Source organism: Actinophytocola oryzae (assembly GCF_004364325.1).
Lineage (GTDB): Bacteria > Actinomycetota > Actinomycetes > Mycobacteriales > Pseudonocardiaceae > Actinophytocola > Actinophytocola oryzae.
In genome coordinates, this window is record NZ_SOCP01000006.1 from 409,166 (window position 1) to 423,065 (window position 13,900).

General features: G+C 72.0%; 13 protein-coding genes. 5 read left to right on the plus strand and 8 right to left on the minus strand.

What is annotated here, in order from left to right; genetic code table 11:
- The first annotated feature begins 140 nt into the window (after nucleotides 1–140).
- From CLV71_RS19805 to CLV71_RS19815, 3 genes are read left to right on the plus strand one after another with little or no spacing between them, the layout of a single operon-like run.
- Nucleotides 141–2,354, plus strand: a complete 2,214-nt coding sequence (locus CLV71_RS19805) for a glycoside hydrolase family 3 N-terminal domain-containing protein (protein WP_133904260.1) — start codon at nucleotides 141–143, stop codon at nucleotides 2,352–2,354.
- Nucleotides 2,354–3,430: a Gfo/Idh/MocA family protein gene (locus tag CLV71_RS19810; RefSeq protein WP_133904261.1), complete on the plus strand. Its 1,077-nt coding sequence runs from the start codon at nucleotides 2,354–2,356 to the stop codon at nucleotides 3,428–3,430. The genes CLV71_RS19805 and CLV71_RS19810 overlap by 1 nt, the downstream gene beginning before the upstream one ends.
- A complete protein-coding gene (locus CLV71_RS19815; protein WP_243866582.1) occupies nucleotides 3,421–4,284 on the plus strand; it encodes a DUF6807 domain-containing protein in 864 nt (287 codons plus the stop codon). The genes CLV71_RS19810 and CLV71_RS19815 overlap by 10 nt, the downstream gene beginning before the upstream one ends.
- Here CLV71_RS19815 and CLV71_RS47760 read toward each other — a convergent pair.
- From CLV71_RS47760 to CLV71_RS19825, 3 genes are read right to left on the minus strand one after another with little or no spacing between them, the layout of a single operon-like run.
- Nucleotides 4,264–4,485 carry a hypothetical protein gene (locus tag CLV71_RS47760; RefSeq protein WP_166664167.1) on the minus strand — a complete coding sequence of 74 codons (222 nt, stop codon included), beginning with the start codon at nucleotides 4,483–4,485 and terminating at the stop codon, nucleotides 4,264–4,266. The genes CLV71_RS19815 and CLV71_RS47760 overlap by 21 nt on opposite strands.
- A 27-nt stretch (nucleotides 4,486–4,512) precedes the next feature.
- Entirely contained in the window at nucleotides 4,513–5,658 is a 1,146-nt protein-coding gene (gene pcaDC / locus CLV71_RS19820; RefSeq protein WP_133904263.1) for a bifunctional 3-oxoadipate enol-lactonase/4-carboxymuconolactone decarboxylase PcaDC, read from the minus strand.
- Nucleotides 5,655–6,410: a PIG-L family deacetylase gene (locus tag CLV71_RS19825; RefSeq protein WP_133904264.1), complete on the minus strand. Its 756-nt coding sequence runs from the start codon at nucleotides 6,408–6,410 to the stop codon at nucleotides 5,655–5,657. Before CLV71_RS19825 ends, pcaDC begins: the two co-directional genes overlap by 4 nt.
- Nucleotides 6,411–6,451: 41 nt before the next feature.
- Between CLV71_RS19825 and CLV71_RS19830 the strand changes: the two genes are divergently transcribed.
- Nucleotides 6,452–7,660, plus strand: a complete 1,209-nt coding sequence (locus CLV71_RS19830) for a DUF4241 domain-containing protein (RefSeq protein ID WP_133904265.1) — start codon at nucleotides 6,452–6,454, stop codon at nucleotides 7,658–7,660.
- Here CLV71_RS19830 and CLV71_RS19835 read toward each other — a convergent pair.
- From CLV71_RS19835 to CLV71_RS19855, 5 genes are all read right to left on the minus strand, one after another.
- Nucleotides 7,639–7,926 carry a hypothetical protein gene (locus CLV71_RS19835; RefSeq protein WP_133904266.1) on the minus strand — a complete coding sequence of 96 codons (288 nt, stop codon included), beginning with the start codon at nucleotides 7,924–7,926 and terminating at the stop codon, nucleotides 7,639–7,641. The genes CLV71_RS19830 and CLV71_RS19835 overlap by 22 nt on opposite strands.
- A 107-nt stretch (nucleotides 7,927–8,033) precedes the next feature.
- Nucleotides 8,034–9,251: a helix-turn-helix domain-containing protein gene (locus tag CLV71_RS19840; RefSeq protein WP_243866583.1), complete on the minus strand. Its 1,218-nt coding sequence runs from the start codon at nucleotides 9,249–9,251 to the stop codon at nucleotides 8,034–8,036.
- A 121-nt stretch (nucleotides 9,252–9,372) separates the two neighbouring features.
- Complete coding sequence (locus CLV71_RS19845; protein WP_133904267.1) at nucleotides 9,373–10,659, minus strand: MFS transporter; 1,287 nt, start codon at nucleotides 10,657–10,659, stop codon at nucleotides 9,373–9,375.
- A 93-nt stretch (nucleotides 10,660–10,752) separates the two neighbouring features.
- On the minus strand, nucleotides 10,753–12,396 hold the full coding sequence (locus CLV71_RS19850; RefSeq protein WP_243866584.1) for an ABC transporter permease: 1,644 nt from the start codon (nucleotides 12,394–12,396) through the stop codon (nucleotides 10,753–10,755).
- The gene (locus tag CLV71_RS19855) at nucleotides 12,393–13,316 is read right to left on the minus strand and encodes an ABC transporter ATP-binding protein (protein ID WP_133904268.1); all 924 of its coding nucleotides are present in this window, start codon (nucleotides 13,314–13,316) and stop codon (nucleotides 12,393–12,395) included. The genes CLV71_RS19850 and CLV71_RS19855 overlap by 4 nt, the downstream gene beginning before the upstream one ends.
- Nucleotides 13,317–13,409: 93 nt before the next feature.
- Between CLV71_RS19855 and CLV71_RS19860 the strand changes: the two genes are divergently transcribed.
- Nucleotides 13,410–13,895, plus strand: coding sequence for a GbsR/MarR family transcriptional regulator (locus CLV71_RS19860; protein ID WP_424923892.1), 486 nt, complete (start codon nucleotides 13,410–13,412; stop codon nucleotides 13,893–13,895).
- The last annotated feature ends 5 nt before the right edge of the window (nucleotides 13,896–13,900 follow it).

The window sequence follows — 13,900 nt, forward strand, 5'->3', positions numbered from 1 at the left end:
TTCGGAATTCATCCGGTAGTTGACGAGAGGTTACGACGGGCATGTTCGCGAGGTCAATCCCTTGCTACCGGTAGTTTCCGCCATTAGCTTGAGAAACGGTCCTTTTGTACTCGTCGAAACTTTCGGGATTGGAGCGCGGGATGCGCGAGGAGCCGTGGCGCGATCCGGCGCGCCCCGCCGCAGAGCGGGTCGCCGACCTGGTCAACAGGATGACGTTGCGGGAGAAACTGGGGCAGCTCTACGGCGTGTGGCTTGGACAGTCCTCTTCGGACGGAGAGGACGATGTCGCGCCGTTCCAGCACGACCTGGTGGACAACGACCTCAACTGGCCGGAACTCATCAAGAACGGACTCGGTCAGCTGACCCGGCCGTTCGGCAGCGCACCCGTCGAGCCCGCCGCGGGCGCGGCCCGTCTCGCGGCGCTGCAGGGGGAGATCGTCTCGGCGGGCCGTTTCGGCATCCCGGCCATCGCACACGAGGAATGCCTGACCGGGTTCATGACCCACAAGGCGACCGTCTATCCGATCCCGCTCGCGTGGGGGGCCACCTGGTCGCCGTCGCTTGCCGAGGAGATGGCCGCGACCATCGGCGCCGGCATGCGCGAGGTCGGCGTCCACCAGGGGCTCGCGCCGGTGCTGGACGTGACCCGTGACGTGCGCTGGGGTCGTAGCGAGGAGACGATCGGCGAGGACCCCCACCTGGTCGCGACCATCGGCGCCGCGTATGTCCGCGGCCTGCGGTCGGCCGGGATCCTGGCCACGCTCAAGCACTTCATCGGGTACTCGGCGTCGCGGGGCGCCCGCAACTTCGGCCCGGTCGCGATCGGACCGCGTGAGCTGGCGGACGTGCTGCTGCCGCCGTTCCTCGCGGGCCTGCGGGCCGGCGGCGAGTCGGTCATGCCCTCGTACGCGGACGTCGACGGCGTGCCGCCCGCCGCGAACCACGCGCTGCTCACCGGGCTGCTGCGAGACCGGCTCGGCTTCGAGGGCACCGTGGTGTCCGACTACTTCTCCCTCGCCTTCATCGAGCTGCAGCATGGGCTCGCCGCGAACCCGGGCGAGGCCGCGGGGCTGGCGCTCGCGGCCGGTGTGGATGTCGAGCTGCCGAACGTGCGTTGTTTCGGCACTCCACTGCTGGACGCGGTCCTGGCGGGCGACGTGCCGGAGTCGCTCGTGGACGCCGCGCTGACTCGGGTGCTGCGGCAGAAGTGCGACCTCGGGCTGCTCGACCCGGGCTGGGTGTCACCGCAGCCGTCCACTGTGGACTTCGACCCGCCGGAGTCGCGGGCGCTGGCCCGCCGGGTCGCCGAGGAGTCGGTGGTGCTGCTGGCGAACGACGGTGTGCTCCCGCTGCGGTCCGGCACGAAGGTCGCGCTGGTCGGGGCCCAGGCGGACACCCCGTCCGCGATGCTCGGCTGCTACACGTTCCCCCAGCACGTCCCCTCCGCTGGACAGGGCGTCGCGATTCCCACGCTGCGCGAGGCGTTCGAGGGCGAGATGACCTACGCGGAGGGCGGCGAGGAGGCGGTCGCGGCGGCCCGCGAGGCCGACGTCTGCGTGGTCACCCTCGGCGACACGGCCGGGTTGTTCGGCCGGGGCACCTCCGGTGAGGGCACCGACGCCACGAACCTGGTGATACCGGGAGTCGAACTGCTCGACGCCGTGCTCGCCACGGGCACGCCGGTCGTGCTGGTACTGCTGACCGGCAAGCCGTACGCACTCGGGGCCTACGTCGGCCGGTGTGCCGCGATCGTGCAGGCGTTCTTCCCCGGCGAGGAGGGCGGCGCCGCGGTCGCGGGCGTGCTGAGCGGGCGGGTGAACCCGTCCGGGCGACTGCCGGTCAGCGTGCCGACCGACCCGTACGCGTCGCCGTCGCCGTACCTGGCGCCGCCGCTCGGGCGGGTGAACGGCGCCAGCTCGGTGGACCCGACGCCTGCCTTCCCGTTCGGGTACGGCCTTTCCTACACGTCCTTCGAGTGGTCGGACTTCACCGGCGACGGGCTGTCCGCGTCGGTGACCGTCACGAACACCGGACCGGTCGCCGGTTCGGAGGTCGTACAGCTGTACCTGCACGACCCGGTCGCGCAGGTCGTTCGGCCGGTCGTGAAGCTCCTCGGGTACGCCAAGGTGCGGCTCGAACCGGGCGAGTCCAGGACGGTGACCTTCGACGTGCCGGAGGAGGCGACCGCGTTCACCGGGTTGTCCGGACGGCGGATCGTGGAGCCGGGTGACGTGGAGCTACGCATCGCCGCGTCCGCCGTGGAGGTGAGGCAAACGTTTGCCGCAACGGTTTCCGGTCCAGAACGTGAGATCGGACCGAGCGAGGAACGCGATGTCTCCGTTACGGTGAGGTGATGGTCGAGGTCGCGATCGTCGGTACGGGTGGGATCGCCGGTTTCCACGCGGAGGCGTTGGCCGCACAGGACGGCCGGGCGAGAATCGTGGCCGCGACGGACGTCGACGCCGACGCGCTGGCCGCGTTCGGGTCGAAGTGGTCGGTGCCCGCCGTGTACCCGACCCTGGCGGAGCTGCTGGCCCACGAGAAACCCGACCTCGTGGCGCTGTGCACGCCACCCGGCCTGCACGCGCCGCAGGCCGTCGCCTGCCTGTCGCGTGGGATCTCGGTGCTGTGCGAGAAACCACCCGTACTGAGCCTCGCCGAGCTGGACACCATCTCGGCGGCGGCCGCCGGCTCCGGGGCGTGCTTCGCGACGGTGTTCCAGCACCGCTTCGGCAGCGGCGCGGTGCGGCTGCGTGGCCTGGTCGGCGACGACCGGCTCGGGCGGCCGCTCGCGGCGGTGTGCCACACGCTCTGGTACCGGGCCGACGAGTACTTCGCCGTGCCGTGGCGGGGCAGCTGGGACGTCGAGGGCGGCGGGCCCACGATGGGCCACGGCATCCACCAGTTCGACCTGCTGCTCTCGATCCTGGGCGAGTGGCGGGAGGTGGTGGCGGTCGCGGCACGCCAGGCCAAGCCGACGGCCACCGAGGACCTGTCCACCGCGATCGTGACGTTCGCGAACGGCGCGGTGGCCACGGTCGTCAACAGCGTGCTGTCGGCCCGCGAACAGAGCTACCTGCGGTTCGACTTCGAGCACGCCTCCGTCGAGCTGGACCACGTCTACAGCTACTCCGACAAGAACTGGCACGTGACCGCCGCGCCGGGGCAGGAGTCGTCCGTCGCCTCGGCGTGGGCGGACGGGCTGTGCGACCGGCCGAGCGGGCACAAGACCCAGTACGCGGCCGTGCTGTCGGCGATCGAGTCGGGTGTCGAGCCGCCGGTGTCGCTCGCGGACACCCGGCCGACGGTCGAGCTGGTCGCGGCGATCTACGCGTCGGCGTTCACCGGCACACGGGTCCGGCGCGGTGAGCTGGGGCCGGACTCGCCGTTCTACCACCGGATGGCGGGATCGGGGGCGCCGTGGAGCTGACCGACTCGGGTTCGGCCGTCACGGCGGTGCACGACGGCGTCGAGCTGTTCCGGTACGTGTACCTGCCGCCGGAGCCCGCGGTCGAGTCGCCCCGGCCGTACTTCCACCCCGTGCGGACCCTGTCCGGCGACGAGGTGACGATCTACCGGCCGCACGACCACGTGTGGCACAAGGGAATCGCGTGGTCGCTGCCGAACGTGGGGCCGCAGAACTTCTGGGGCGGCCCGACCTTCGTGCGAGACACGGGTTACCGGCAGCTGGACAACAACGGCGCGATGGTCAACCGCTCGCTGGCGCTCTCGGCCGACACGATCACCCAGGAGCTGGACTGGCTCACGTCCGACGGTTCCCTGTGGTTCCGCGAGCGCCGCACCGTTCGGCTGTCCATAGTGGACAAAGCGTGGTCGCTGGTGTTCCGCACGGCCATGGCGAACGTCTCCGGTGACGAGATCCGCATCGGCAGCCCCACCACGGAAGGGCGCCCGAACGCGGGTTACGGCGGCCTCATGTGGCGCGGCCCGCGCTCGTTCACCGACGGCCAGGTGCTCACGCCGACGGCCACGGGTGGTGACGAGCTGATGGGCACCCGCGCGACGTGGCTAGGCTTCCGCGGCAGGCACGACGGCAGCGGCCACACGTCGACGCTGGTGTTCGTCGACGCCCCGACGAACACAGGTCACCCGGTCGAGTGGTTCGTGCGGTCGACGCCGTTCGCGTGCGTGTGCCCGGCGCCGTTCTTCGGTGCGGAGGTCCCGGTGGCGGCGGGGGAGACCCTGACACTGACCTACGGCGTGGTCGTCGCGGACGGCGAGCAGGACCCGGAGACGCTGGCCTCACTCGTCGTCTTCGAGTAGCACCACGTCGCCAAGCTCCTCGTCGTAGACCCAGCAGCGAGGGGACCGCGCCCTCGCCCACGCGACGGCCTCGTCCCGCGTGCCGTCGAACTCGGCGAGCAGCCGGTACGCGCCCTGCCAGACCGCGTGCCACCTACCGTCGCGCAGCTTCGTCACGACAGTCGTGTCCTCTGCCGGCACGGCCCCGGGGGCGGGGGTCACGCCGCCCGTCCCCGCCAGGTAGTCCTGCTAGTGCGGTGGCTGCTCGGGCTCCTCCGCGAGTGTGTCCCTGGCGATGGCGAAGGCCGCGTTCCCGGCCGGGGCGCCCGTGTAGACGGCCGTGTGCAGCAGGACCTCCGCGATCTCCGCCTCCGACAACCCGTTGCGGCGGGCCGCGCGGACGTGCATCGGGATCTCGTCGTGGGCCCGCAGCGCGGTGAGGGCGGCGAGTGTGACCGCACTGCGGGTCCTGCGGTCCAAGCCCGGCCGCGACCAGACCGTGCCCCATGCGCCCTCGGTGATGAACTCCTGGAACGGACGGGTGAAGTCGGTGGTCGCCGCCACCGTGCGGTCCACGTGCGCGTCGCCGAGCACCGACCGGCGCACCGACATGCCCAGCGCCCGGCGGTCCGGCCGGAGGTGGTCGATGATCAGCCCCGTGAACGCCGCCGGCTGCTGGACGTTGCCCAGGTGCGCCGCGTCCGGCACGACCGCCAGCCGCGCGCCGGGCACCGCGTCGGCGATGCGCCGCCCGTGCTCGGGTGGGGTCGCCGGGTCGTCGGCACCCACGACCACCAGCGTCGGCGCGGCAATCGTCGACAGGTCGCCCACGATGGACATGGTCTCGATGGCCGTGCAGCACGACGCGTAACCCTCGGGGGAGTGGCTCGCCGCCATCTCCAGGAGCCACGCGACGGTCTCCGGGTTGGCCTGCGCGAACGCCGGTGTCACCCAGCGGTCCACGGCAGGCCCGGCGAGCACGCCCATCCCGGCCGTGCGTGCCGTGTTCGCCCGCTCCTGCCACATCGACGCGGGCCCGAGCGACGCCGACGTACAGCACAGCACGAGCCTGTCCACACGGGACGGTGCGTGCTCCGCCAGCCACATGCCGACCATACCGCCGAGCGACAACCCGACCCACGAGACCCGCGCCAGCCCCAGCCGGTCGAGCAGCGCGAGAGCGTCGCCAGCCAGCTCCTCGAGCGTGTACGGCCCGGCGGGCGCCGGCGACCGGCCGTGGCCGCGGTGGTCGTAGCGCACCACCCGGAAGCCGACCGCCGCGAGGGCCTCCGCCTGGGCGTCCCACATGCGGACGTCACTGCCCAGCGAACCGGACAACACGACCGGCGCGCCGCCCGCCGGGCCACTGACCTCGTGGAACAGGTCGACGGTCACAGCTCCAGCTCCGTCTCGGTGATGCCGGGGCCCTCACCCTCACGGATGAACCACTCGGTCCCGAACGCGAACCGGAACGCGTCGTCCGGCATGGCGAGGAAGAACGACTCCTCGCTGATCTGGCTCGCGTGCGCGCGCATGGCCGCCCGCTTGTACGTGGTGAACCTCGTGACGTCGACCGCGCAGGTGATCTCCGACTCCGGGGTGCCGAAGTCGTCGGCCAGCTCCGGCCCGTTGCCTGCGGCCCGGCCGGCGAGCGCGCGGTCGCGGTTGATGGTCGCCTGGTAGACGCGCGGCGTGCCGGCCAGCTCGGCGGCCCGCATGCCGACGCGGTGGACCTGGATGTGGTCGGGGTGGCCGTAGCCGCCGTGGTCGTCGTACACCGTCAGGACGTCGGCGTTCTCCTCCTTGAGGATCTCCGCGAGCCTGGCGGCGGCCTCGTCGACGTCCGCGGTCCAGAACGTGCCCGGCCGGTCGTTGGTCGGCTCGCCCATCATCCCGGAGTCGGTGTAGCCGAGGAACTCCACGCGGTCGACGCCCAGGATGTCCGCGGCGGCCTGGGTCTCGACGATCCGGCGCTGCCACAGCTCCTCGCCGGTGCCGAGGAAGCCGTCGGGCACCTCGCCAAGCTCCCCTCGGGTGGCGACGACGAGGACGACCCGGTGACCGTCCTCGTGCGCCTTGCGGATCACCCCGCCGCACGCGATGCACTCGTCATCCGGATGGGCGTGGAAGGAAACCAGAGTCGCCATGCCGACGAACCTACGCGAAGTCGGTGGTGCAGGATCGTGTGGTGACCAATGAAATGACCGCCGCCGACGTCGTCTACTGCGAGGGCTGGGACCCGGACTCGGGCTCGGTAGTGCGCCCCCTGCCGGAGGCCGTCGCGCGGGAGCGGGACGCGGCAGGCGAGCAGTACGCCGCCGTGCTGTTCGCGCAGGACGCGCCGCTGGCGCTCATCGAGGTGTGCTGGCAGGCGCACCACGCGGCCGCGTGGCTGTTCGACGACCACGGCAGGCGCGACCGGATGGTGGAGCTGCGCCGCTTCCCGACCGCCGACGGCACCGACATGCTGGTGCTGCGCCTGATCGAGCAGTGGGCGTACGACTCGCCCGACCAGCTGGAGTTCGACGCGGGCGTGCCCTCCCGCGCCGCCGAGTACGCCCTCGACGGCGACCGGCACGAGTGGAGCACCGAGTGGCCGGACGAGACCGAGCTGCTGGAGCTTGCCAAGACTTCCCGTCCCATGCCCCGTTTTGGTGACTGGGCAACGTTCGCGTACCTGGACGAGCTGCTCCCGACCCCCGTTCGGGTGACGGTCCGCCAGGTCGACGAGGCAGGCGAGGCCCCGGAGGAGCTGCCGTGGCACCCGCCCGCCCCCATGCGCCAGGTCGGCCTCGACGACACCTTTGTGGACGGTGCGGTCTTCCGGCTCGACGACGACGGCCGCGAGGTGACGGTCGAGGTGTCCGAGGGCGGCAGGCTGTGGCTGCCGAGCGGCCAGCTCATCGCCGCGGACCCCGACCCGTGGATGCACGAGCAGGAGCCCTACACCGAGACGGTGGAGCCCGGCGAGTACCCGCTGGAGCTCGCGGTGATCCGCTTCGCGGAGGACGAGTCCCACACCAGGGTGGCCGCGGCGAAGCTGGTCATCTCCGACGAGCCGACGGCGACCTGGGAGGCGGCACTGCGCGAGGGTGAGGACACCCGGATGCTGGCCGACGACAGCTACTACTCGGTCGGCGTCGACGGCGGTCACCTCGCCCTGGTGGACGCGGACGTGGCGGAGGCCTACGAGGACACGATCGAGGACGCGTACGAGTCCATGACCGAGCACGTGACGAACCTCCCCGAACCGGACTCCGGCGCCAACCTCCTCGCGGTGGAGACCGGCTGGGGCGACGGCGGCTACCCGGTCTGGCTGGGGCGCACCGAGTCCGGCCAGGTCACGAGCTTCGTGTTCGACTTCATGATCCTGCGTCACGCGACCCGTCTGAGCTGATCGTCGACGGCCGGGCAGACCCACTGCCCGGCCCGCTCGTCGGTCCCGGGGGCCTCCACGGGCACGGCGTCCTCCGCCCCGGACTCGACGCACCTCGGGACGAGGTCACCGTCGAACGTGCAGGTCACGCTTGCGGGCAGGAAGCCGGCGAGGGCGGCGACGAAGACGACGACCAGCCCCGAGACAACACCGCTCAGCACGGGACCCCGGCGTCGCATCGGCCACGTCGCGTACAGGACGACACCGAACGGGGGTGCGATCAGCACCCCTTGCTCCAACAGCCATTCGGCGAAAAGCACTGGTCACCTCCAAGGAGGTGACGCTAAGTCGATCAGTCAGCCGCGATTTGCCAACCTGTCGAATACGCGCGGCTTCACCCGGTCGGGGCTATTCCCATGCGCCACGCCAGGAAGCGGAGCTCCCGGCCGCGGGCCGCGCGGACCCCGGTGCCGAGCAGACCGGTGACCGCCTCACGTGCCCACACGTTGGTGCGGACCTGCTGTGGCGCGAGCTGCTCGGCGCGGAGCAACGCGGCCATGCCCTCGTCGCGGGTCCTGCGCTCGGTGAGCATGCCGCGGCCGTAGTCGACCCAGAACGCCGCCTGCCTGCCGCGTGAGATGGTGTCGGTCCTGACCGACGAGGCGTACTCGGCGACCCGTGCGCCGTGCCCCAGCTCCACGCTGATCGCCACGCGGTGGATCGCCGTGTTCGTCCTGCCGAACTGCATGATCCCCGACGGCCACGGCGAGGTGTCGCTGTCGAGCCGCTCCGCGACGGCGGCGGCCTCGGCGAGGTGTGTCTCCGCGAGGTCGCCGTCGCCACGCGCGGCGGCGGCGAGTGCCGCGGTGAGGTTGGCCATCCCGCGTGTCTCCGCGCGGTCCGCGGGTGCCTGGTCGGCGACGGCCACCGCGAGGTCGTACTGACGCGCGCGGTTGGTGCCGGACAGGAACAGGGCGCGGCCCCACTGGCTGACGGCGTGCCACACCGGGTCGTCCAGCTCGGCGGCCACCTGCCACATGCGGTCGGCGGCCAGCGACGGCATGCCCGGGATGCGCAGCCGGGCCGAGATGCTGCCTGCCACGTGGTAGGCGGTGAGCAGTGGCGGCAACGCCTCGCGCCGCAGCTGGGGGTCGGCCGCCGCCACGAGCAGGTCCCGGATCAGCGGGGCGAGGGTGGCCACCTGCGTCGCGTAGTCACCCGCCGCCTGGGCGCCACCCGAGTTGCGGGCGGCGTGGAAGCGGGCCAGCTCGTCGAGCACCTGGGGGAGCGGTCGGCCTGGCGCGTCGGGGACCTCCCCGACCCACCAGCCGCCAAGCAGGTCACCGAGAGTAGCCATCGCGCTGTGGGTCTCCGTGCCCGCGTCGTCGGTGACCAGGTCGATCTCGGGGGTCAGCTCGGCAGGGGAGACGCGCAGGGCGGCGGCGATGCGTTCGAGGACGAGGCGCTTGGTGACGGGACGCTCCCCGCGTTCGATCCTGGACAGGTATGACGTGGAGATCCCAGCCAGGCCCGCAACTGCCTGCTGGTCCATTCTGCGCCATTTCCGCAGCTCACGGATCCGGCGTCCGATATGGGCGCGCTCGATGTCCACTGGGCACCTCTTCGGGGATCGACCCTCTTCGCACGCCGCCGGCCCGGCGACCGGGGGTGTTCCTCCGCGAAGAGGTGTCAGGTTCGAGGCTACCTTCTGACCTGTTCAGACTCTCCAGGCGTCATGCGGGGTCCGTCGCGCGGCGGTCGTCGTCGGCGACGCGGTCGTCGCAGCCGGGTAGCTCCGCGCCCAGCGCCTCGTTCGGGAGGGGGTGCTGCCGGTCCTCGGCAGGCTCGTCGCGGGGCAGGGTCTCCGGGGCGGTCAGCCAGCCGAGCGCCGCAACCACGCAGAGTGAGCCCGTCACGGCGAAGGCCGCCGAGTACGACCAGTTGTCCGCCAGCAGGCCCGCCGCGATCGGGCCGAGCACCGCGCCGAGGTCGGCCGCCATCTGGAACGTCGCCAGTGCGGGCCCGCCTCGGCCACGCGACCCGATCACGTCCGCGACCGTCGCCTGCAGCGGCGGCGAGAGACATCCCGCCCCCAACCCCGCGACCACGGTCGCCGTCAGGAACCACGGGACCGAGTCCGTGAACCCGACCCAGACGGTCCCGCCGCCCGACACCAGCAGGCCCGCCAGCACCAGCGGCCTGCGGCCCCACGAGTCGGCCAACCTGCCCGACACCATCAGCATCGCGACGTTCCCCGCCGCGAACACCGCGAGCGCCGTGCCGGCGAAGGCACCGTCGCGCCGCAGGACCTCCTCGACGAACAGCGGCACGAGCGACACCCGCACCCCGAACACCGCCCAGCCGTTGGCGAACGACGAACCGAGGGCCGCGACGTAGGACCGGTGCCGCAACGCCGAGCGCAGGGTGAAGTCCGACGCCGACTCGGTCACCGAGGCCGCGAGGGTCGAGTGCCGCAGGAACCACCACACGAACACCACCACGACCAGCAGCAACGCCGCGTACACCAGGAACGGCGCCCGCAGCGAGATGGTCAGCAGGCCGCCGCCGAGCAGTGGTCCGGTCACGTTGCCCGCGAGGAACCCTGTGCCCCACAACCCGGAGGCCCGTCCCCGCAGTGGCGCGGGCGTCAGCCGGATGAGCAGCGCGATGGCCGACACCGTGAACATCGTCGACCCGATGCCGCCTGCACCGCGGAACAGCAGCAGCTGCCAGTAGTTCCCCGCGAACGCGCACGCCCCGGTGGACACCGCGACGATCGTGATCCCCGCCAGGTACACGCGCCGCTCGCCGAGCAGGGTGACCAGCCGCCCGCTGGCGGGCGCGAACAGCAGCCGGGCGACGGCGAAGGCGCTGACGACGACGGAGGCGGCCGTCACGCTGACGTTGAACGCACGGGCGAACGTCGGCAGCGCCGGCGCCACGAGCCCGAACCCCACGGCGATGATGAAGTTCGCCACGACCAGGACCCAGACCTCACGAGGCAGGCGCGACGTCGACACGTCACCACACTCGCATGTCCGGTGACAGCTCGGGTGGTGACGGCCCTCACCAAGGCCCGGGACGACACCGCCGCCCCGGGTCCTTGGTGTGGGTCAGCCGATGTCGCGGCGGCGGAAGGTCGCCAGCCCGGCCGCGACCAGCGCGACCGCCACCAGCGTCAGCCACGCGAGCGGCACCACGGAGAACTCGCCGCCCGGCAGCTTGGGCGTGTGCGTGAACGGCGAGATGTCCATCGCCCACTGCGGCAGCCCGAAGACCGGCCCGAACTGGCCGAGCAGCAGGAACACCACCAGCGCACCCCAGCCGGCCATGGCCATGCCGGGCACGAGGCCGAACGCGAGCACCGTGATGCCGGTCAGCACCCACACCGCGGGCAGGTGCACCAGCGCCGCGCCGAGCACGCGGCCGAACGCCGACATGTCCCCGCCCGCCGCACCGTGCGCGAACCCGGCGAACACGCCGAGCGTCACCAGCAGCAGTGCCGAGCCGGCCAGTGCGACCGTCACGTGGCTCGCCGCGAAGCGCACCCTGCCGATCCGCGTCGCGAGGATCGGCTCCGCCCGCAGCGCGGTCTCCTCCTGGCGCAGCCGCATGGCCGCCGAGATCCCGTACGCGGACACGATCACCGCGATGATGCCCATCTCCGCGGACAGGAACGCGTCGACGATGCCGCGCTCGCCGCCCAGCTTCATGATCATGTCCCGGGCCGACGGGGTGTCGAGCAGCTCGCCGACCTGCGAGGCGATGCTGCCCACCACGAGACCGCCGATGGCCATGCCGATCAGCCAGCCGACCAGGCCACCCCGCTGCAACCGGACCGCCAGCGCGAGCGGGGACCGCAGTGCCGCGCTCGCCCTCGGACGGCCCGGCCGCTGGGACAGCAGACCAGCGCCGTGGTCGCGCCGGGCGACCAGCAGGTACGCGCCGACCGACACCAGCCCCGCGAAGAACAGCAGGTAGAGCAGCACCCACCAGCGGTCGCCCGCGAACGGCCGGACCTGCTGTGCCCAGCCGATCGGCGACAGCCACGACAGCCAGGTCGAGGTCTCCGTGCCTGCCGCGTCCCCGGCCGCGCGCAGCAGGTACGCCGCGGCCAGTACGGCGGCGGCGAGCCCGCGTGCGGCGCGGGCACCGTCGGTGACCTGCGCGGCCAGGGCGCCGACGGCGGCGAACGCGATGCCGGCACCCGCCCAGGACAGGCCGAACGCGAACGCGCCGGAAGCTGGTAAGCCCGTGCCTGCCAGGCTCGCCGCGGTCAGCACCGCGAGCACGACCGAGATGCCCGCCGACAGCAGCAAAGCCGCGGTCAGCGGCGCGTACCGGCCGACGACCGCCGCGCCGAGCAGTTCGGCGCGGCCGGACTCCTCTTCCGCGCGGGTGTGCCGCACGACCGTGAAGATCGCGACCAGCGCGACGAGCGCCGCCCCCATGGCGCCGAGCTTGATCAGCGAGACGGCCCCCAGCGAGGTCGGGTCGAAGACCCGGCCGTAGAGCGCGAGTGTCGCCGGGGTGTCGTTGACCGCGTTCGCGGCCCGCACCCGGGACTCGAGCGTGTCGTAGAGGTCCTGCGAGGCCGACGACGAGCTGGCGGCCATGATCACGAACAGCAGGATCCAGACCGAGGCGATGATCCGGTCCCGCCGCAGGGCCAGGCGCAGGAGCGCGCCGGTGCCGGCGAAGCCGTCCCGCTGCCCGGTTGTGGCGGCGGCCGGCCTCTCGGTCAGGGTCGCGGTCACCTCGCCACCGCCGCGTGCGCGCCGTTCTCCTTGGCCATGTCCGCCTCGTAGTGGCGCAGGAACAGCTCCTCCAGCGTCGGCGGCTGGCTGGTCAGGCTGCGCACGCCGGTCCGGGTGAGCCTGCGCAGCGCGCCGTCGAGCTCCTTGGTGTCCACGTCGAACCTGACGTGTGAGCCGTCGACCACGAGGTCGTGCACCCCGGGCAGGTCGGCGAGGCCCTCCGGGGGCCCGGCGAGGTCGGCCGAGATCGACGTGCGGGTCAGGTGCCGCAGCTCGGCGAGGGTGCCGGTCTCGACGGTGCGTCCCAGCCGGATGATGCTCACCCGATCGCACAGGGACTCGACCTCGGCGAGGATGTGGCTCGACAGCAGTACCGTGCGGCCGCGCCCCCGCTCCTCGGTGATGCAGTCCTGGAAGACGGCCTCCATCAGCGGGTCGAGGCCCGAGGTCGGCTCGTCGAGGATCAGCAGCTCGACGTTCGAGGCCAGCGCGGCGACCAGCGCGACCTTCTGCCGGTTGCCCTTGGAGTAGGTCCGGCCCTTCTTGGTCGGGTCGAGGTCGAACCGCTCGAGCAGCTCGGCGCGCCGGTTCTCGTCCAGCCCGCCACGCAGCCTGCCGAGCAGGTCGATGACCTCGCCGCCGGACAGGTTCGGCCACAGCGAGACGTCGCCCGGGACGTAGGCGAGGCGGCGGTGCAGCGAGGTGGCGTCGGCCCACGGGTCGCCGCCGAGCAGGCGGGTCTCGCCCTCGTCGGCGCGGAGCAGACCGAGCAGCACCCGGATCGTCGTCGACTTGCCTGCCCCGTTCGGTCCGAGGAAGCCGTGCACCTCCCCGGTGCGCACGGTCAGATCGAGTCCGTCCAGCGCACGTGTCCGGCCGAAGGTCTTGACCAGGCCCGACACGGAGATTGCGGTTGTCATGGTTCGGAACGTAGTGTCATTTCACAACTTTGTGAAGTTAAGAAAACGTATAAACTGATGGTGACCACACGGTCGGAGGAGATGATGCGAACCGTGACGAACACACCCGAGGGGCGAGAAGCGACCGACGTCGACCGGTTCGTCGAGAGGTTCGCGCTGCTCCTGACGGACGCCGGGTTGGCGAGGATGCCCTCGCGGGTGTTCGGCGCCCTCCTCGTGACCGACGACGGAAAGCTCACCGCGGGTGACATAGCCGACACCCTCCAGGTGAGCCCCGCGGCCGTGTCGGGTGCGGTGCGTTACCTCGTGCAGGTCGGCCTGATCGTCCGACGCCGGGACCCCGGCGAGCGCCGCGACCACTACGAGGTCACCGACGACATGTGGTACGAGGCGTACGCCAACCGGGACCAGCAGTTCACCGCGTGGGCCGAGCTGATGAAGGAGGGCGTGGCCGCCGTCGGTCCCGAGACCAAGGCGGGCTGGCGACTCGAGACGAGCCGTCAGTTCTTCGAGTTCCTCCGGAGCGAGATCCCGGAGCTGCTGGCGAAGTGGCGGGAGTACCAGGCGGAACGACGGTAGCGTGG

Coding starts and splice junctions, on each gene's coding strand:
- CLV71_RS19855 (WP_133904268.1), bottom strand. CDS start 13,316: ATGACAACCGCAATCTCCGTGTCGGGCCTGGTCAAGACCTTCGGCCGG.
- CLV71_RS19805 (WP_133904260.1), top strand. CDS start 141: ATGCGCGAGGAGCCGTGGCGCGATCCGGCGCGCCCCGCCGCAGAGCGG.
- CLV71_RS19825 (WP_133904264.1), bottom strand. CDS start 6,410: ATGGCGACTCTGGTTTCCTTCCACGCCCATCCGGATGACGAGTGCATC.
- CLV71_RS19810 (WP_133904261.1), top strand. CDS start 2,354: ATGGTCGAGGTCGCGATCGTCGGTACGGGTGGGATCGCCGGTTTCCAC.